Source organism: Scleromatobacter humisilvae, assembly GCF_023231945.1.
GTDB lineage: Bacteria > Pseudomonadota > Gammaproteobacteria > Burkholderiales > Burkholderiaceae_C > Scleromatobacter > Scleromatobacter humisilvae.
Map to the genome: position 1 here is coordinate 176,687 of NZ_JAJLJH010000003.1, position 17,767 is coordinate 194,453.

Below are 17,767 nucleotides of genomic sequence, written 5' to 3' on the forward strand. Positions count from 1 at the left end.
TTTCGCCCGGCCATGAAAAACGGCGCCCGCGGGCGCCGTTTTCATTGAGTCGACGCGGGCTCAGCGACGATCGCCAGTGAGCGAGGTCAGCAGGATCAGCAGCGACTGGAACACGTTGTACAGGTCCAGATAGATGCTCAACGTGGCCATGACGTAGTTCGTCTCGCCGCCGTCGATCACGCGCTTGATGTCGACCATCACGAAGATCGAGAAGATCACCATCACGGCCGTCGAGATCGCGAGCATCGCGGCCGTGGACTGGACGAAGACGTTGATCAGGCTGGCGACGATCGCGATGATCGCGCCGATCATCAGGAACCGGGTCAGCCCGGAGAGGTCGCGCTTGACGACGGTGGCCAGCGTGGCCATGCCGAAGAACACGCCCGCCGTGCCGCCGAACGCGGTCATGACGATGCTGGCGCCGTTGCTGTAGCCGCCCAGCACCACGCCCAGCAGGCGCGACATCATCAGGCCCATGAAGAACGTGAAGCCCAGCAGCATGAACACGCCGGTGGGCGAATTCTTGGTGGCGTTGATGCCGAACATGAGGCCGTAGGCGCCGACGAGGAACAGGATCATCGACATCCCGGGCGCCATGTGGGCAACGATGCCGGTCGTCAGGCCGACCCAGGCGCCGCCGATCGTGGGCAGCATCGACAGGGCGAGCAGCCAATAGGTGTTGCGAAGGACCCGCTGCGAATCGACCCCGTAGGCCGATCCGCCGTTCAGGACGTCGAGGCGTTGCACATTGCGATCCATGAAAAACTCCGTTCTTGGGAAATCCCCGCCTGGTTGGAGACGGTTGAGTCATTCTAGTTCCGCATCGCCGACGCGGGATTGACTTCACGCAGGTGGTGATGCGCGCCTCGGATGACAAGGGGGTGACAAGCACGCCGCCGACGGCTATAATTTACAGGTTTACCCGCAACCAGCCCAGACGAGCGACACAAACCCGCGAGCGCCTGAACAGCGACGCTTCTCCGGTACCGTCTACCGCAGTTCGAAATCCCCGCCCCAAGCCTGTCGACGCTGCTCGACAGCCACGCGGCGGGAGTCTCGCGAAACTGGGCACCGCTACTCCGGAGTTCCCTTTGCTGCCTGTCCTGCCCCCCGCAATCCTTGCACTCGCAGACGGCACGGTCTTCTCCGGCACCTCGATCGGCGCCGCCGGCCACACGGTCGGCGAAGTGGTGTTCAACACCGCGCTGACTGGCTACCAGGAAATCCTCACCGACCCCAGCTACTGCAAGCAGATCGTCACCCTGACGTATCCGCACGTGGGCAGCTACGGCGTCAGCGATGAGGACGTCGAGGCGTCGAAGGTCCATGCCGCCGGCCTGATCATCAAGGATCTGCCGCTGCGACACTCCAATTTCCGTGCCTCCACGTCGCTGGACGCCTACCTGGCGCGCGAGGGCACCGTCGCCATCGCCGGCATCGACACCCGCAAGCTGACGCGCATCCTGCGCACCGACGGCGCGCAGAACGGCTGCATCGTCGCGTTCCCGGTGGGTCACGAGATCACCGAGGCCGACCGCGCCGACGCGGTTCGCCGCGCGCGCGCCGGCGAGAACATGGCGGGCCTCGACCTGGCCAAGGTCGTCAGCTGCGCGAAGACCTACGAGTGGACGCAGAGCGAGTGGAAGCTCGGCAGCGGCTACGGCACGCAGGACGCGCCGAAGTTCCACGTCGTCGCGTTCGACTACGGCGTCAAGTTCAACATCCTGCGCATGCTGGCCGAGCGCGGCTGCCGCGTCACGGTGGTGCCGGCGCAGACGCCCGCCGCCGCCGTGCTGGCGATGAAGCCGGACGGCGTGTTCCTGTCCAACGGCCCTGGCGACCCGGAGCCCTGCGACTACGCCATCAAGGCCACGCGCACCATCATCGAGACGGGCACGCCGACCTTCGGCATCTGCCTGGGCCACCAGATCATGGCGCTGGCCTCGGGCGCGAAGACCTTCAAGATGAAGTTCGGCCACCACGGCGCGAACCATCCGGTCAAGGAGACCAGCTCGGGCCGCGTCTCCATCACCAGCCAGAACCACGGTTTCGCTGTGGACGCCGCGACGCTGCCCGCGAACCTCGTGCCGACGCACGTCTCGCTGTTCGACGGCACGCTGCAGGGCCTGGCCCGCACCGACAAGCCGGCGTTCTGCTTCCAGGGCCACCCGGAAGCCTCGCCCGGCCCGCACGACATCGCCTACCTGTTCGACCGCTTCATCGACTCGATGACCGCGAACAAGACCCAGAACTGAAGCAGAGCCGAATGCCAAAGCGCACCGACATCAAGTCCGTCCTCATCATCGGGGCCGGCCCGATCATCATCGGCCAGGCCTGCGAGTTCGACTACTCCGGCGCCCAGGCCTGCAAGGCCTTGCGCGAGGAAGGCTACAAGGTCATCCTCGTCAACTCGAACCCGGCCACGATCATGACGGACCCGGCCACGGCCGACGTCACCTACATCGAGCCGATCACGTGGCAGGTGGTCGAGAAGATCATCGAGAAGGAACGCCCCGACGCGATCCTGCCGACCATGGGCGGCCAGACCGCGCTGAACTGCGCGCTCGACCTGCACAAGCACGGCGTGCTCGCGAAGTTCGGCGTCGAGATGATCGGCGCCAACGAGCATGCGATCGAGAAGGCGGAAGACCGCCTGAAGTTCAAGGACGCGATGACCAAGATCGGGCTGGGCTCGGCCAAGTCCGGCATCGCGCACACGATGGAAGAGGCGTGGGCCGTCCAGAAACAGATCGCGGCGCAGATCGGCACCAACGGCTTCCCGGTCGTGATCCGCCCGTCGTTCACGCTCGGCGGCTCCGGCGGCGGCATCGCCTACAACCCGGAAGAGTTCGAGGAGATCTGCAAGCGCGGCATCGACCTCTCGCCGACCAACGAGCTGCTGATCGAGGAGTCGCTCAAGGGCTGGAAGGAGTACGAGATGGAAGTCGTCCGCGACCGCGCGGACAACTGCATCATCATCTGCTCGATCGAGAACCTCGACCCGATGGGCATCCACACCGGCGACTCGATCACCGTCGCGCCGGCGCAGACGCTCACCGACAAGGAATACCAGCTGCTGCGCAACGCGTCCGTCGCGATCCTGCGCGAGATCGGCGTCGACACCGGCGGCTCCAACGTGCAGTTCTCGATCAACCCGGACGACGGGCGCATGGTGGTCATCGAGATGAACCCGCGCGTGTCGCGTTCGTCGGCGCTGGCGTCCAAGGCCACCGGCTTCCCGATCGCCAAGATCGCGGCCAAGCTGGCCATCGGCTACACGCTCGACGAGCTGCGCAACGACATCACCGGCGGCGCCACGCCGGCGTCGTTCGAGCCGTCCATCGACTACGTCGTCACCAAGATCCCGCGCTTCGCGTTCGAGAAGTTCCCGGCCGCCGATTCGCACCTGACCACGCAGATGAAGTCGGTCGGCGAGGTGATGGCCATGGGCCGCACGTTCCAGGAAAGCTTCCAGAAGGCGCTGCGCGGCCTCGAGACGGGCATCGACGGCCTGACCGAGCGCACGCAGTGCCGCGAGGTCGACCGCGAGGAGATCGTCGAGCAGATCACCAACGCCGGCCCCGAGCGCATCCTGTTCGTGGGCGACGCGTTCCGCATCGGCATGTCGCTGGACGAGATCTTCGAGGCCACGAAGATCGACCCGTGGTTCCTCGCGCAGATCGAGGAACTGATCAAGATCGAGCAGTCGCTGCGCGGCCGCAAGGTCGACTCGCTGTCGGCCGCCGAGCTGCGCTTCGTCAAGCAGAAGGGCTTCTCGGACAAGCGCCTGGGCCTGCTGATGGGCAGCAACCAGCACGAGCTGCGCAAGGCGCGCCATGCGCTGGGCGTGCGCCCGGTCTACAAGCGCGTCGACACCTGCGCCGCCGAATTCGCGACGCAGACGGCCTACATGTACTCGTGCTACGAGAACGTCGACGGCGAGTGCGAGGCCGCGCCCACGTCGAAGAAGAAGATCATCGTGCTGGGCGGCGGGCCGAACCGCATCGGCCAGGGCATCGAGTTCGACTACTGCTGCGTGCACGCCGCGCTCGCGATGCGCGAGGACGGCTACGAGACCATCATGGTCAACTGCAACCCCGAGACGGTCTCGACCGACTACGACACCTCGGATCGCCTGTACTTCGAGCCGGTGACGCTGGAGGACGTGCTCGAGATCGTCGACGTCGAGAAGCCGCACGGCGTGATCGTGCAGTACGGCGGCCAGACGCCGCTGAAGCTCGCGCTGGATCTCGAGTCCTACGGCGTGCCCATCATCGGCACCACGCCCGACTCGATCGACGTCGCCGAGGACCGCGAGCGCTTCCAGCAACTGCTGCACACGCTGGGCCTGAAGCAGCCGCCCAACCGCACCGCGCGCACCGACGAACAGGCGATCGCGCTGGCGCAGGAGATCGGCTACCCGCTGGTCGTGCGCCCGAGCTACGTGCTGGGCGGCCGCGCGATGGAGATCGTGCACGGCGACAAGGATCTGGAGCGCTACATGCGCGAGGCCGTCAAGGTCAGCGCGAAGTCGCCGGTGCTGCTCGACCGCTTCCTCGACGACGCGATCGAGGTGGACGTCGACTGCATCAGCGACGGCACCGACACGATGATCGGCGGCATCATGGAGCACATCGAGCAGGCCGGCGTGCACTCCGGCGACTCGGCGTGCTCGCTGCCGCCGTACTCGCTGTCGCCCGCGATGCAGGACGAGCTGCGCCGCCAGACATCGCTGATGGCCAAGGCGCTGAAGGTCGTCGGCCTGATGAACGTGCAGTTCGCGATCCAGGGCGAGGGCGACGAGGCCGTCGTCTACGTGCTCGAGGTCAACCCGCGCGCCTCGCGCACGGTGCCGTTCGTGTCGAAGGCCACGGGCCAGGCGCTGGCCAAGATCGCCGCGCGCTGCATGGCCGGCACCAAGCTGGCCGACCAGGTGGGCCTGCACGGCAAGCCGCCGGTCGAGGTCGTGCCGCCGTACTTCTCGGTCAAGGAAGCCGTCTTTCCGTTCAACAAGTTCCCGGGCGTCGATCCGGTGCTGGGCCCCGAGATGCGCTCGACGGGCGAGGTGATGGGCACGGGCCGCACGTTCGCGGAAGCCATGCTCAAGAGCCAGCTGGGCGCGGGCTCCAAGCTGCCCACCAAGGGCAACGTGGTGCTGTCGGTGAAGAACGCCGACAAGGCGCGCGCGGTGAAGATCGCGAGCGACCTGGTCAACCTCGGCTTCACGGTCTCGGCCACCAAGGGCACGGCGGCGGCGATCGCCGAGGCTGGCATCCCGGTCAAGCTGTGCAACAAGGTCAAGGACGGCCGCCCGCACATCGCCGACATGATCAAGGCCGGCGAAGTCCAGCTCGTCTTCACCACGGTGGACGAGACGCGCACGGCGATTGCCGACTCGCGCTACATCCGCACGGCCGCGATCGCCAACCGCGTGACCTACTACACCACGATGGCCGGCTGCGAGGCCGCCACCGAGGCGTTGAAGCACGAGGACGACCTCACGGTGGTTTCCCTGCAGGAACTGCACGCGGAACTGCCCTGAATCTGATCTAAACTGGCGATTCTTCCAGTTCGACTGGACCCGCCGCCCGCCAGCAGTCGCCAGATTGCTTCGGGGCGGCGGTTTGCTTTTCTCCTCTGAGACTCCCGATATGGCCACGATTCCCCTGACCCGCCGCGGCGCCGAAAAACTGAAGGAAGAGCTGCACCGACTCAAGACGGTGGAGCGCCATGCCGTCATCCAGGCCATCGCGGAGGCGCGCGCGCAGGGCGACCTGTCCGAGAACGCCGAGTACGAAGCCGCCAAGGACAAGCAGGCCTTCATCGAAGGCCGCATCCTGCACATCGACGGCCAGCTGGCCGCGGCGCAGATCATCAATCCGGCCGATGTCGACGCCGGTGGCCGCATCGTCTTCGGCAGCACCGTGGTGCTGGAAGAGGAAGAGACCGGCCAGGAAGTGACCTACCAGATCGTCGGCGACGACGAGGCCGACATCAAGCAGAACCTGGTCTCGATCAGCTCGCCGATCGCGCGCGCGCTGATTGGCAAGGAAGCCGGCGACACGGCCGACGTGCATGCACCCGGCGGCGCGAAGCGCTACGAGATCGTCGAAGTCAAATACATCTGAGCGTGGCGTCGGCTGCCGGCATGAAGTTCACCGAGAGCCTGCGCCGGCTGCTGCCCGGCCTGTGGTTCGGCGTGCTGCTGGCGATCGCGCTGATCGCGACGCCGGCGGCGTCGGTGTCGCTCGACAAGGCGTCCTTCGGTGCCGTGGCGCGCGCGATATTCGCCCGCGAGGCGCCGACCAGCCTGATCCTGGGCGTGCTGATCCTGGTGATCGAACGCCGCGACGCCCTTGCGCGCCATCTGACGACGGGCGTCACGCAGTTTTCGTCGGAGATGTTGCTGGCGGCGGGCGCGCTGTTCTGCACCGTCGCCGGTTACTACGGGCTGCTGCCGGCGATGGAGCAGGCGCGCCTGGGTGGTCCGACGCAGCTCAGCTTCCTGCAGCTGCACGCGCTGAGCCTGGCGTTCTTCGGCCTCAAGGGCCTGCTGGTGCTCGCGCTGGCGTGGAAGGCGACGCGGTGAGCCGCGTCGCGCACCCGTCAGACTTTCTTCTTGATGCTCGTCACGCGCTTCTTGGCGCGCTTGACCTGCCCACCGGCCGTCACGCGCTCGTTGCCGAGCACGGTCACCTTCTTGATCTGCGGCCGGTGGCTGCCGCGCTTGGAGAACTTCAGGATCTTGACGACGCGCGGGCCGAGGTTGGTGTCGGACACGCGCTCCGGCTCGACCTCTTCCATCGGCCGCCACAGCACCAGCAGCTTGCCGATGTGCTGGATCGGTGCCGCGTTGAGCTTGTCGGCCATTTCGGTCAACATCGCCTCGCGGGCCGCGCGGTCGTCCGAGAAGACGCGCACCTTGATCAGGCCGTGCGAACGGATCGCGACCTCGGCCTCCTTGAGGACGGCGGGCGTCAGTCCGTCGGCACCGATCATGACCACGGGGTCGAGATGGTGGGCGTCGCCGCGCTTTTCTTTGCGTTCGGCAGGGGTCAGTTGAATCAGGGCCATGCCCGTATTATCCCGTAGTCATGAAAATCAAGACGAAAAGCAAGAAGGTCAACAAGCAGTGGCTGCAGGATCACGCCAATGACCCGTATGTGAAGCTCGCGCAGCGCGAGGGTTTCCGGGCCCGCGCGGCCTACAAGCTGTCCGAGATCGACGAGCAGTTCAGGCTGCTGCGCCCGGGCCAGCTGGTGGTCGACCTCGGCTCGACGCCGGGGGCGTGGAGCCAGTACATCCGCCGCAAGTTCGCCGCGGGCGGGGCGGCGGTGGGCGAGCTCAATGGGCGCATCGTCGCGCTGGACATCCTCGAGATGGAGCCGATCGAAGGCGTCACCTTCATCCAGGGGGACTTTCGCGAGGACGAGGTGCTGGCCAAGCTCAACGCGGCCGTCGACAACGAGCCGGTGGACGTCGTTGTCTCCGACATGGCGCCCAACCTGACCGGCGTGACGGTGACCGACACCGCCCGCGTGGCGCACCTTGTCGAACTGGCGGTCGACTTCGCGCTGCAGCACCTGAAGCCGGAGGGCGCCCTCGTCACCAAGGTGTTTCACGGAAGCGGCTACAGTGAACTGGTGGAGCTGTTCCGCGCCAATTTTCGGACGGTCAAGGCCGTCAAGCCCAAGGCGTCGCGGGACAAGTCCGCCGAAACTTTCCTGGTGGGTTTCGGTCTGAAGAATCCCGCGGCGCGCTGATGGCACGACGCCTGCCCGGCATCCAGCGTGGCGCGGACGGCGCATTTCGGCCCCGAAATGTGCGATTGGCGGCTTTCCCGACCTCAGCAATCGGGTTCCCAGGGTATTGACTGGCCTAGAATCATCCCCATCTGCCGTGGGAAGTGGCATTTTCTAAGAAGGAGCCGCGGTGAACAATCAATGGTTTTCGAAGATCGCAGTCTGGCTCGTGATCGCGCTCGTACTGTTTACGGTCTTCAAATCGTTCAACACGGCGCAGACGCAGAGCGGACGCGTGGCGTACTCCGATTTCCTCGAGGAAGTGCGCAGCAAGCACATCCAGAGCGTGGAGATCACCGAAGGCAGCGGCGGCATCGACATCACCGCCCGCACGACCGACGGCAAGACCGAGCACACCACCGGTAGCCTGCTCGACCGCGGCCTGACCGGCGACCTGCTGAACAACAACGTCAAGTTCGACATCAAGCCGCGTGAAGAGCAAGGCATGCTGACGACGCTGCTGCTGTCGTGGGCGCCCATGCTGCTGCTGATCGGCGTCTGGGTGTACTTCATGCGCCAGATGCAGGGCGGTGGCAAGGGCGGTGCGTTCAGCTTCGGCAAGAGCAAGGCCAAGATGCTCGACGAGGCCAACAACTCGGTCACCTTCGCCGACGTCGCCGGTTGCGACGAGGCCAAGGAAGAGGTCAAGGAACTGGTCGACTTCCTGCGCGACCCGCAGAAGTTCCAGAAGCTGGGCGGCCGTATCCCGCGCGGCGTGCTGCTGGTCGGCCCTCCGGGCACCGGCAAGACGCTGCTGGCCAAGGCGATCGCCGGCGAGGCCAAGGTGCCGTTCTTCTCGATCTCGGGCTCCGATTTCGTCGAGATGTTCGTCGGCGTGGGCGCGGCCCGCGTGCGCGACATGTTCGAGCAGGCCAAGAAGAGCGCGCCCTGCATCATCTTCGTCGACGAAATCGACGCGGTCGGCCGCCATCGCGGCGCCGGCCTGGGCGGCGGCAACGACGAGCGCGAGCAGACCCTCAACCAGATGCTGGTCGAGATGGACGGCTTCGAGACGAACCTGGGCGTCATCGTGATGGCGGCCACCAATCGTCCGGACATCCTGGATCCGGCGCTGCTGCGTCCAGGCCGCTTCGACCGCCAGGTCTATGTCACGCTGCCGGACATCCGCGGCCGCGAGCAGATCCTGGGCGTGCACATGCGCAAGGTGCCGATCGGCACCGACGTGAATGCGAACGTCATCGCGCGGGGCACGCCGGGCATGTCGGGCGCCGACCTGGCCAACCTGGTCAACGAGGCCGCGCTGATGGCCGCGCGCCGCAGCGGCCGCGTCGTCGAGATGATCGACTTCGAGAAGGCCAAGGACAAGATCTTCATGGGTGCGGAACGCCGCAGCGCGGTGATCGATCCGGAAGACCTGAAGAACACCGCGTACCACGAGGCCGGCCACGCCTTCGTGATGCTCAAGCTGCCCAAGCACGATCCGGTGCACAAGGTCACCATCATCCCGCGCGGCCGCGCGCTGGGCGTCGCGTTCTACCTGCCCGAGAAGGACAACAACGCGCCGGACAAGGAATACATGCTCGCCAACATCGCCGCGCTGTACGCGGGGCGCATCGCGGAAGAGGTGTTCATGAACCAGCAGACGGTGGGCGCGTCCAACGACTTCCAGCGGGCCACCCAGATCGCGCGCGACATGGTGATGAAGTACGGCATGTCCGAGTCGCTGGGGCCGATGGTCTACGCGGAGAACGAGGGCGAGGTCTTCCTGGGCCGCTCGGTCACGCGCACCACCAACATCAGCGAATCGACGATGCAGAAGGTCGACGCCGAGATCCGCAACATCCTCGACACGCAGTACGCCCTGGCGCGCCACCTGATCGAGACGGAGCGCGACAAGGTCGAGGCCATCGCCCAGGCGCTGCTGGAGTGGGAGACGATCTACCGCGAGCAGATGGACGACATCATGGAAGGCCGTCCGCCGCGTCCGCCCAAGGACTGGACGCCGACGATGAACCGGCAGAACAATCCGCCGCCGGTCAAGGTCGACAACGCGCCGGCCGCGGCCTGACGCCTTTGCGTCCAGCCGACAGCCGTCGGAACCAACGGGGCCTCGTGCCCCGTTTTGCATTTCCTCCTCGCGCTTCCCAATGATCTGGCAGACCAGCCGCTTCCGCATCGCCCTGACGCGGCCCCAGGTGATGGGCATCGTCAACGTGACGCCCGATTCGTTCTCGGACGGCGGCCGCTATGCCCAGGCGGACGCGGCGCGTGCGCACTGCGACCGGCTGGTGGCGCAGGGCGCCGACATCCTCGACATCGGCGGCGAGTCGACCCGTCCCGGCGCGCGGCTGCCCGACACCGCGGAGCAACTGGCGCGCGTGGTGTCCGTGCTGCGGCACGCGGTCACGCTGGGCGTGCCGGTGTCGGTCGACACGGCCGATCCGGTGGTAATGGGCGAGGCGCTGGCGCTGGGCGTCGACATCCTCAACGACGTGCGCGCGCTGCAGGCGCCAGGCGCACTCGAGGTCGCCGCCGCGCATCCGGACGCGGGCGTCTGCCTCATGCACATGCAGGGCGAGCCCGGCTCGATGCAGGTTGCGCCGCATTACGACGGCGACGACGTCGTGGCCGCGGTCGAGGCGTTCCTCGCCGGGCGGCGCGACGCGGCGTTGGCCGCCGGCATCGCGCGGGATCGCATCGTGCTGGACCCCGGCATCGGCTTCGGCAAGACGCCGGAGCACAATCTCGCCCTGGCCCGCCAGCAGCGACGCCTGCTGGCACTGGGTTGTCCGTTGCTGCTGGGCTGGTCGCGCAAGTCGACGCTGGGCCAGATCACCGGGCGGCCGGTCGGCGAGCGCACAGCGGCGAGCGTCGCGGCCGCGCTGGCGGCCATGCAACAAGGCGCTGCTATCGTGCGGGTGCACGACGTGGCCGAGACCGTGGACGCGCTGAAGACATGGCGCGCCTTGAACCCCACCTGAACCCATCCAACCCAACGACGACGCCCGCATCCGCATCCCGGTCAGCAGGCGCACGACCTCAGGAGAGACATTCGCGATGAGCAGAACCCACTTCGGCACCGACGGCATCCGTGGCACCGTCGGCACCGCCCCGATCACCGCCGACTTCATGCTGCGCCTCGGCCACGCGGTCGGACGCGTCCTGCGGCGCAAGTCGGCCAAGGCGACGGTGCTGATCGGCAAGGACACCCGCGTGTCGGGCTACATGATCGAGTCCGCGCTGGAGGCCGGCTTCGCGTCGGCCGGCGTCGACGTGCTGCTCACCGGCCCGCTGCCCACGCCGGGCGTCGCCTACCTCACGCGCGCGCTGCGCGTCGACCTCGGCGTCGTCATCAGCGCCTCGCACAATCCGTTCGGCGACAACGGCGTCAAGTTCTTCTCCGCGTCCGGCGAGAAGCTGCCCGACCAGTGGGAGATGGATGTCGAGGCCGCGCTGACCGAGCCGGCGCAGTGGGTCGACTCCGCCGCACTCGGCAAGGCGCGCCGTCTGGACGACGCCGCCGGTCGCTATCTCGAGTTCTGCAAGAGCACGTTCTCGCAGGAACTGTCGCTGAAGGGCCTGAAGATCGTCGTCGACGGCGCGCATGGCGCCGCCTATCACGTGGCGCCGAGCGTGTTCCACGAACTGGGCGCCGAGGTCGTCACCATCGGCTGCGAGCCCAACGGCTTCAACATCAACGACAAGGTCGGTGCGACCGCACCACAGGCGCTGGTCGAGGCCGTGCTGCAGCATGGCGCGGACTACGGCATCGCTCTCGATGGCGACGCCGACCGACTGCAGATGGTGGACGGCCGCGGCCGCTGCTACGACGGCGACGAACTGCTTTACGCGGTCGTGGCCGATCGGCTGGCGCGCGGCCAGGCCGTGCCCGGTGTCGTCGGCACGCTGATGACCAACATGGCGGTCGAGCAGGCGCTGCAAGGCCGTGGCGTGCCGCTCGTCCGCGCGAAGGTGGGCGATCGCTACATCCTGGAAGAGCTGCTGGCGCGCGGCTGGCAGCTCGGCGGCGAGAATTCGGGCCACCTGCTGGTGCTGGACCGCCATACCACCGGCGACGGCATCGTCAGCGCGCTGCAGGTGCTGCAGGCGATCCGTCGCACCGGCCAGACGTTGCCGGCGCTGCTGGACGGCGTCCACCTGTTCCCCCAGGTGATGATCAATGTCCGCCTGGCAGTCCGTTCGGACTGGCAGCAGAACGCGACGCTGGTCGCCGAGAAGGCGCAGGTCGAGCGCGAGCTGGGCAACGATGGGCGCGTGTTGATCCGCGCGTCGGGCACCGAGCCGGTGTTGCGGGTCATGGTCGAAACCGCCGACCGACAGGCCGCACAAGCCTTCGCCGAACGGCTGGCGACGGCCGCCAAGGCTTCATGACAGTGATGTGACAGTCGGCGTGTCGACTGTCACAATCGCGGGCAGCTTGCTCGACTGCACGTGCAAGCTGCTGATTTTTCAGGGTATTTTCCCTGGCGCAAGGCGATGTGGCAAAGCGCCACGGTAGTGTCATAGTCTTGTCATACGGGCCTTCTACATTGGCGCAGTCCCATTAAACTGCCCCTGAAAGGCCTAGACATGAGTTTCCAACCGATTCGTCTGGCGAGCGTCGCTGCCGCCATGAGCGTTCTGGCGTTCTCCGCGCATGCCGCCGACGAAGTGACCGGCGCCGGCGCGTCGTTCCCGGCCCCGATTTACTCGAAGTGGGCTGAGGCCTACAACAAGGCCACTGGCAACAAGATCAACTACCAGTCCGTCGGTTCGGGCGCGGGCATCAAGCAGATCAATGCGAAGACGGTCGACTTCGGCGCGTCGGACATGCCGCTGAAGGACGAAGAGCTCAAGACCTCCGGCCTGATGCAGTTCCCGACCGTCATCGGCGGCGTGGTTCCCGTCATCAACGTCGCGGGCGTCAAGCCCGGCCAGCTGAAGCTGACCGGCGCCGTCCTGGCCGACATCTTCCTGGGCAAGGTCGCCAAGTGGAACGATCCCGCCATCACCGCGCTGAACCCGGGCGTCACGCTGCCGGACACGACGATCTCCACCGTGCACCGCGCCGACGGCTCGGGCACCAGCTTCATCTTCACGAACTACCTGTCGAAGGTGAACGCCGAGTGGAAGTCCAAGGTCGGTGAAGGCACCGCCGTGAACTGGCCGTCGAACGGTGTCGGCGGCAAGGGCAACGAAGGCGTGTCGCAGTACGTGCAGCGCCTGCCGAACTCGATCGGCTACGTCGAGTACGCCTACGCCAAGCAGAACAAGATGGACTACGTCCAGCTGAAGAATCAGGCCGGCTCGTTCGTCGAACCCGTCGAAGGCGCCTTCAAGGCCGCCGCCGCCGGCGCCGACTGGTCCAAGTCGTTCTACCAGGTGCTGACCGACGAGCCGGGCAAGGATTCGTGGCCCATCACCGGCGCGACCTTCATCCTGATGCACACCGCCCAGGACAAGCCCGCCCAGGCCACCGCCGTGCTGAAGTTCTTCGACTGGTCGTACGCCAACGGCGACAAGTCGGCTGCCGACCTCGACTACGTGCCGCTGCCGGATTCGCTGAAGGCGATGATCCACAAGGCGTGGGACGCGTCCATCAAGGACACGGCCGGCAAGGCCGTCGCCTCGAAGTAAGAAAGCAAGTCGCCTGAAAAGGCTTCCGCCGCGCCGCCGATGTCGACGGCCGGCGGAGTTCTCACATCACCGGAGGCCTCCTTGGCTGCCACATTGCCCGTCGAACCCGCCTTGAGCAACGCGAAGGATTCCGGCCGTCCGCCCGAGCGACGCCACAACGCGCCCTGGGGCGACGCGCTCTTCTCGGTGTTCGCGCATTCGGCCGCGTGGCTGACCCTGGCGATCCTGGCGGGAATCATCGGTTCGCTGATCATCGGCGCGATGCCGGCGATGCGCCAGTTCGGCATCTCGTTCCTGTGGCACAGCGAGTGGGACCCGGTGCAGGACCACTACGGCGGCCTGGCGATGATCTACGGCACGCTCGCCACGTCGGCCATCGCGCTGCTGATCGCGGTGCCGGTGAGCTTCGGCATCGCGCTGTTCCTCACCGAGATGTCGCCGGCCTGGCTCAAGCGCCCGCTGGGCGTGGCCATCGAGCTGCTGGCCGGCGTGCCGTCCATCGTCTACGGCATGTGGGGCCTGACCGTGTTCGGCCCGATCCTGGCCACCTACGTCGAGCAGCCGCTGCAGTCCGCCTTCGCCAACGTGCCGGTGCTGGGCACGCTGTTCTCCGGGCCGCCGGTGGGCATCGGCATCCTGTGCGCCGGCATCATCCTGGCCATCATGATCATCCCGTTCATCGCCTCGGTGATGCGCGACGTGTTCGAAGTGACGCCGCCGATGCTCAAGGAATCGGCCTACGGCCTGGGTTCGACCACCTGGGAAGTCGTCTACAAGATCGTCCTGCCGTTCACGAAGACTGGCGTCATCGGCGGCATCATGCTGGGCCTGGGCCGCGCGCTCGGCGAGACGATGGCCGTCACCTTCGTCATCGGCAACCAGAGCCAGCTGTCGCAGCTCACGCTGTTCAACGCGGCCAACACCATCACCTCCGTGCTGGCGAACGAATTCGCCGAGGCCGAGGGGCTGCACCGCGCGTCGCTGCTGTACCTCGCGCTGGTGCTGTTCGTCATCACGTTCATCGTCCTGTCGCTCGCGAAGGTGCTGCTGATGCGCCTGCAGCGCGGCGAGGGAGCCAAGACATGACCGCCATTTCTTCGATGTCCGGCAAGCGCATGGCGATGCACAACCGCCGCAAGCGCGTCAACACCGTTGCCCTGACGCTCGCCTTCGGCGCAATGGCGTTCGGCGTGTTCTGGCTGATCTGGATCCTGTTCGAGACCATCCGCCTGGGCGGCGGCGGCCTGAACTGGGCGCTGTTCACCGAGTCGACGCCGGCGGCCATGTCCGACGGCGGAGGTCTCGCGAACGCGCTCTACGGCTCGGTCATCATGGTCGTGGTCGCGACGGTGATCGGCACGCCGATCGGCATCTTCTCGGGCATCTACCTGGCCGAGTACGGCGCGAAGGGGCGCCTGGCCGCGGTCACGCGCTTCATCAACGACGTGCTGCTGTCCGCCCCGTCGCTGGTGATCGGCCTGTTCATCTACGAGTTGATCGTCGTGCCGTCGGGCGGCGCGTCGGGCTGGGCCGGTTCGGTCGCGCTGTCGCTGATCGTCATCCCGGTCGTGATCCGCACCACCGAGAACATGCTCAACCTCGTGCCGCACGCGCTGCGCGAGGCCGCCTACGCGCTCGGCACGCCGAAGTGGAAGGTGATCTCCACGGTCACGCTGACGGCCGCCCGCGCGGGCGTCATCACCGGCATCCTGCTGGCCGTCGCGCGCATCGCCGGCGAGACCGCGCCGCTGCTCTACACCGCGCTGTCGAACCAGTTCTTCAATTCGAACCTCGCCAAGCCGATGGCCAGCATTCCGGTGGTCATCTTCAACTTCGCGAACTCGGCGTACCCGAACCTGCAGCGCATCGCGTGGGCCGGCGTGTTCCTGATCACGCTGGGCGTGCTGGGCCTGAACGTGGCCGCACGGGTCTTCTTCCGCAACAAGAATTGAGTCATCACATGGACGCCAAGGTCGATCTGCCGGTCAACGAGAAAGCCAAGCTTTCCATCCGCAACCTGAACTTCTATTACGGTGGTTTCCACGCGCTGAAGAACATCAACCTCGACATCCCCGAAGGCAAGGTCACCGCCTTCATCGGGCCGTCGGGCTGCGGCAAGTCCACGCTGCTGCGCACCTTCAACCGCATGTACGCGCTCTATCCCGAGCAGCGCGCGGTGGGCGAGATCATGCTGGACGGCGAGAACGTGCTCGACACCAAGCTCGACGTGAGCCTGCTGCGTGCCAAGGTCGGCATGGTGTTCCAGAAGCCGACGCCGTTCCCGATGTCGATCTACGACAACATCGCCTTCGGCGTGCGCCTGTTCGAGACGCTGCCGCGCGTGGAGATGGACGAGCGCGTGGAGTGGGCGCTGAAGAAGGCCGCGCTGTGGAACGACGTCAAGGACAAGCTCACGCAGCAGGGCTCCGCGCTGTCCGGCGGCCAGCAGCAGCGCCTGTGCATCGCCCGCGGCATCGCGATCAAGCCCGAGGTGCTGCTGCTCGACGAGCCGTGCTCCGCGCTGGATCCGATCTCCACCGGCAAGATCGAGGAGCTGATCCACGAGCTGAAGTCCGACTACACGGTGGTGATCGTCACCCACAACATGCAGCAGGCGGCGCGCTGCTCCGACTACACGGCCTACATGTACCTGGGCGACCTGGTGGAGTTCGGCAAGACGACGGACCTGTTCATGAAGCCGAAGAAGAAGGACACCGAGGACTACATCACCGGCCGTTTCGGCTGACCGTCCTCAGCCATTCTTCAGAGATACCCAGTACCGTATCAAGCGCCGCGAGGCCTGCACTGTTTCCAGGGAAAAGACCATGACCGACAAGCACCTGTCCACGCAATTCGACGCCGAACTGAGCGAGATCTCGAACCGCGTCCTCGAGATGGGCGGCCTCGTCGAGTCGCAGGTCGCCCAGGCGGTCTACGCGCTGACGAACTTCAGCGGCGAGACGGCCAGCCTGGTGCTCGATCGCGAGCTGCGCGTCAACCAGATGGAAGTCGAGATCGACCGCGACCTGTCCGCGATCATCGCGCGCCGCCAGCCCACCGCGCGCGACCTGCGCCTGCTGATCGCCATCTCCAAGACGATCGGCAACCTCGAGCGCATCGGCGACGAGGCGACCCGCATCGCCCGCACGGTGCAGCGCCTGATGAATTCCGGCGTCTCCAGCCGCCTGCGCCTGCCGGTGGCCGACATCGCCTTCGGCGCCAACCTGGCCACCGCGCAGCTGCGCAAGGTGCTCGACGCGTTCGCGCGCCTGGACGTCAACCGCGCGCTCGAAGTCCTCAAGCAGGACGACGAGATCGACAAGGAATTCGACGGCCTGCTGCGCAAGCTCATCACCTACATGATGGAAGACCCGCGCACGATCTCGTCGTCGATCGACCTCGTGTTCGTGGCCAAGGCCATCGAGCGGGTCGGCGACCACGCGAAGAACCTGTCCGAGCAGATCATCTACATCGTCAAGGGCACCGACGTCCGCCACCACACGGTGGAAGCCGTCGAAGACGCCGTGAGATGACAACCCCACTCGCTTCGCCCGCCGCCCCCGAGGGGCCGTGCGCGACTTGCTCCGGAGCGGCCGAGCGCGGCGCCGCGCGGTTTGTCCGATCAGCAACGTGAACCTGGAAAGAACAACAGCATGAGCCGTATCCTCGTCGTCGAAGACGAATCCGCGATCGCCGAGCTGGTCGCGATCAACCTGCGCCACGCCGGCTTCGAAGTCTCCGTCGCCGAGACGGCGGACGCGGCCCAGGCCGAGGTCGACCGCGTCCTGCCGGAGCTGGTCGTCCTCGACTGGATGCTGCCGGGCCAGACCGGCCTCGCCTTGGCCAAGCGCTGGAGGGCAGAGGCTCGCACACGGGACCTGCCCATCATCATGCTGACCGCGCGCTCGGAAGAGGCCGACAAGCTGTCGGGCCTCGACGCCGGCGCCGACGACTACCTGACCAAGCCGTTCTCCACCAAGGAACTGCTGGCGCGCATCCGCGCGGTGCTGCGCCGCAAGGCGCCGGAGGCGCTGGACTCGGCCGTCGAGGTCTCGGGGCTGCGCCTGGATCCGGCCACGCGCCGCGTCACGCGCGGCAACCAGGAAGTCAAGATCGGTCCGACCGAGTTCCGCCTGCTGCATTTCTTCATGACGCACACCGAGCGCGTGCACAGCCGCACGCAGCTGCTCGATCGCGTCTGGGGCGACCATGTGTTCATCGAGGAGCGCACCGTGGACGTCCACGTCAAGCGCCTGCGCGAGGCGCTCGCGCCGGTGCAGTGCTCCACGCTGATCGAGACGGTGCGCGGCGCGGGCTATCGCCTGACGCAGCAGGCCGCGGCGACGTCCGTCTGAACCCGGGCCGGA

16 protein-coding genes are annotated in these 17,767 nt (G+C 66.6%); 14 read left to right on the forward strand and 2 right to left on the reverse strand.

What is annotated here, in order from left to right; all coding sequences use genetic code 11:
* Window positions 1-60: 60 nt before the first annotated feature.
* Window positions 61-759, reverse strand: coding sequence for a Bax inhibitor-1 family protein (locus LPC04_RS13820; protein WP_275682828.1), 699 nt, complete (start codon window positions 757-759; stop codon window positions 61-63).
* 332 nt (window positions 760-1,091) lie between these two features.
* Between LPC04_RS13820 and carA the strand changes: the two genes are divergently transcribed.
* From carA to LPC04_RS13840, 4 genes are all read left to right on the forward strand, one after another.
* Window positions 1,092-2,255, forward strand: coding sequence for a glutamine-hydrolyzing carbamoyl-phosphate synthase small subunit (carA, locus tag LPC04_RS13825; protein ID WP_275682829.1), 1,164 nt, complete (start codon window positions 1,092-1,094; stop codon window positions 2,253-2,255).
* An 11-nt stretch (window positions 2,256-2,266) separates the two neighbouring features.
* The gene (gene carB / locus LPC04_RS13830; protein ID WP_275682830.1) at window positions 2,267-5,542 is read left to right on the forward strand and encodes a carbamoyl-phosphate synthase large subunit; all 3,276 of its coding nucleotides are present in this window, start codon (window positions 2,267-2,269) and stop codon (window positions 5,540-5,542) included.
* Window positions 5,543-5,651: 109 nt separating this feature from the next.
* Window positions 5,652-6,128, forward strand: coding sequence for a transcription elongation factor GreA (gene greA, locus LPC04_RS13835; protein ID WP_275682831.1), 477 nt, complete (start codon window positions 5,652-5,654; stop codon window positions 6,126-6,128).
* 20 nt (window positions 6,129-6,148) lie between these two features.
* Window positions 6,149-6,589: a DUF4149 domain-containing protein gene (locus LPC04_RS13840; protein ID WP_275682832.1), complete on the forward strand. Its 441-nt coding sequence runs from the start codon at window positions 6,149-6,151 to the stop codon at window positions 6,587-6,589.
* 17 nt (window positions 6,590-6,606) lie between these two features.
* On the opposite strand, the gene LPC04_RS13845 is transcribed toward LPC04_RS13840, so the two are convergent.
* Complete coding sequence (locus LPC04_RS13845; RefSeq protein ID WP_275682833.1) at window positions 6,607-7,074, reverse strand: YhbY family RNA-binding protein; 468 nt, start codon at window positions 7,072-7,074, stop codon at window positions 6,607-6,609.
* Window positions 7,075-7,094: 20 nt separating this feature from the next.
* Between LPC04_RS13845 and LPC04_RS13850 the strand changes: the two genes are divergently transcribed.
* The 10 genes from LPC04_RS13850 to phoB all read left to right on the forward strand — a co-directional run bounded on the left by LPC04_RS13850 (window position 7,095) and on the right by phoB (window position 17,755).
* The gene (locus LPC04_RS13850) at window positions 7,095-7,763 is read left to right on the forward strand and encodes an RlmE family RNA methyltransferase (RefSeq protein ID WP_275682834.1); all 669 of its coding nucleotides are present in this window, start codon (window positions 7,095-7,097) and stop codon (window positions 7,761-7,763) included.
* 169 nt (window positions 7,764-7,932) lie between these two features.
* Window positions 7,933-9,831: an ATP-dependent zinc metalloprotease FtsH gene (gene ftsH / locus LPC04_RS13855; RefSeq protein ID WP_275682835.1), complete on the forward strand. Its 1,899-nt coding sequence runs from the start codon at window positions 7,933-7,935 to the stop codon at window positions 9,829-9,831.
* Window positions 9,832-9,910: 79 nt separating this feature from the next.
* Window positions 9,911-10,744 carry a dihydropteroate synthase gene (gene folP / locus LPC04_RS13860; RefSeq protein WP_275682836.1) on the forward strand — a complete coding sequence of 278 codons (834 nt, stop codon included), beginning with the start codon at window positions 9,911-9,913 and terminating at the stop codon, window positions 10,742-10,744.
* Window positions 10,745-10,820: 76 nt separating this feature from the next.
* Entirely contained in the window at window positions 10,821-12,155 is a 1,335-nt protein-coding gene (gene glmM / locus LPC04_RS13865; RefSeq protein WP_275682837.1) for a phosphoglucosamine mutase, read from the forward strand.
* Window positions 12,156-12,353: 198 nt separating this feature from the next.
* Window positions 12,354-13,400, forward strand: coding sequence for a phosphate ABC transporter substrate-binding protein PstS (gene pstS / locus LPC04_RS13870; RefSeq protein WP_275682838.1), 1,047 nt, complete (start codon window positions 12,354-12,356; stop codon window positions 13,398-13,400).
* Between the two features lie 81 nt (window positions 13,401-13,481).
* Window positions 13,482-14,486, forward strand: a complete 1,005-nt coding sequence (pstC, locus tag LPC04_RS13875) for a phosphate ABC transporter permease subunit PstC (RefSeq protein WP_275682839.1) — start codon at window positions 13,482-13,484, stop codon at window positions 14,484-14,486.
* Entirely contained in the window at window positions 14,483-15,352 is an 870-nt protein-coding gene (gene pstA, locus LPC04_RS13880) for a phosphate ABC transporter permease PstA (protein ID WP_275682840.1), read from the forward strand. The genes pstC and pstA overlap by 4 nt, the downstream gene beginning before the upstream one ends.
* A gap of 8 nt (window positions 15,353-15,360) precedes the next feature.
* Window positions 15,361-16,146, forward strand: a complete 786-nt coding sequence (gene pstB / locus LPC04_RS13885) for a phosphate ABC transporter ATP-binding protein PstB (RefSeq protein WP_275682841.1) — start codon at window positions 15,361-15,363, stop codon at window positions 16,144-16,146.
* 79 nt (window positions 16,147-16,225) lie between these two features.
* The gene (phoU, locus tag LPC04_RS13890; RefSeq protein ID WP_275682842.1) at window positions 16,226-16,933 is read left to right on the forward strand and encodes a phosphate signaling complex protein PhoU; all 708 of its coding nucleotides are present in this window, start codon (window positions 16,226-16,228) and stop codon (window positions 16,931-16,933) included.
* Between the two features lie 120 nt (window positions 16,934-17,053).
* A complete protein-coding gene (gene phoB, locus LPC04_RS13895; protein ID WP_275682843.1) occupies window positions 17,054-17,755 on the forward strand; it encodes a phosphate regulon transcriptional regulator PhoB in 702 nt (233 codons plus the stop codon).
* Window positions 17,756-17,767: the final 12 nt, after the last annotated feature.

Excerpts from the sequence above, each read along its gene's own strand:
- LPC04_RS13820 (WP_275682828.1), bottom strand. The coding sequence starts at position 759 with ATGGATCGCAATGTGCAACGCCTCGACGTCCTGAACGGCGGATCGGCC.
- carB (WP_275682830.1), top strand. The coding sequence starts at position 2,267 with ATGCCAAAGCGCACCGACATCAAGTCCGTCCTCATCATCGGGGCCGGC.
- greA (WP_275682831.1), top strand. The coding sequence starts at position 5,652 with ATGGCCACGATTCCCCTGACCCGCCGCGGCGCCGAAAAACTGAAGGAA.
- LPC04_RS13840 (WP_275682832.1), top strand. The coding sequence starts at position 6,149 with ATGAAGTTCACCGAGAGCCTGCGCCGGCTGCTGCCCGGCCTGTGGTTC.
- LPC04_RS13845 (WP_275682833.1), bottom strand. The coding sequence starts at position 7,074 with ATGGCCCTGATTCAACTGACCCCTGCCGAACGCAAAGAAAAGCGCGGC.
- LPC04_RS13850 (WP_275682834.1), top strand. The coding sequence starts at position 7,095 with ATGAAAATCAAGACGAAAAGCAAGAAGGTCAACAAGCAGTGGCTGCAG.
- folP (WP_275682836.1), top strand. The coding sequence starts at position 9,911 with ATGATCTGGCAGACCAGCCGCTTCCGCATCGCCCTGACGCGGCCCCAG.
- glmM (WP_275682837.1), top strand. The coding sequence starts at position 10,821 with ATGAGCAGAACCCACTTCGGCACCGACGGCATCCGTGGCACCGTCGGC.
- pstS (WP_275682838.1), top strand. The coding sequence starts at position 12,354 with ATGAGTTTCCAACCGATTCGTCTGGCGAGCGTCGCTGCCGCCATGAGC.
- pstA (WP_275682840.1), top strand. The coding sequence starts at position 14,483 with ATGACCGCCATTTCTTCGATGTCCGGCAAGCGCATGGCGATGCACAAC.
- pstB (WP_275682841.1), top strand. The coding sequence starts at position 15,361 with ATGGACGCCAAGGTCGATCTGCCGGTCAACGAGAAAGCCAAGCTTTCC.
- phoU (WP_275682842.1), top strand. The coding sequence starts at position 16,226 with ATGACCGACAAGCACCTGTCCACGCAATTCGACGCCGAACTGAGCGAG.
- phoB (WP_275682843.1), top strand. The coding sequence starts at position 17,054 with ATGAGCCGTATCCTCGTCGTCGAAGACGAATCCGCGATCGCCGAGCTG.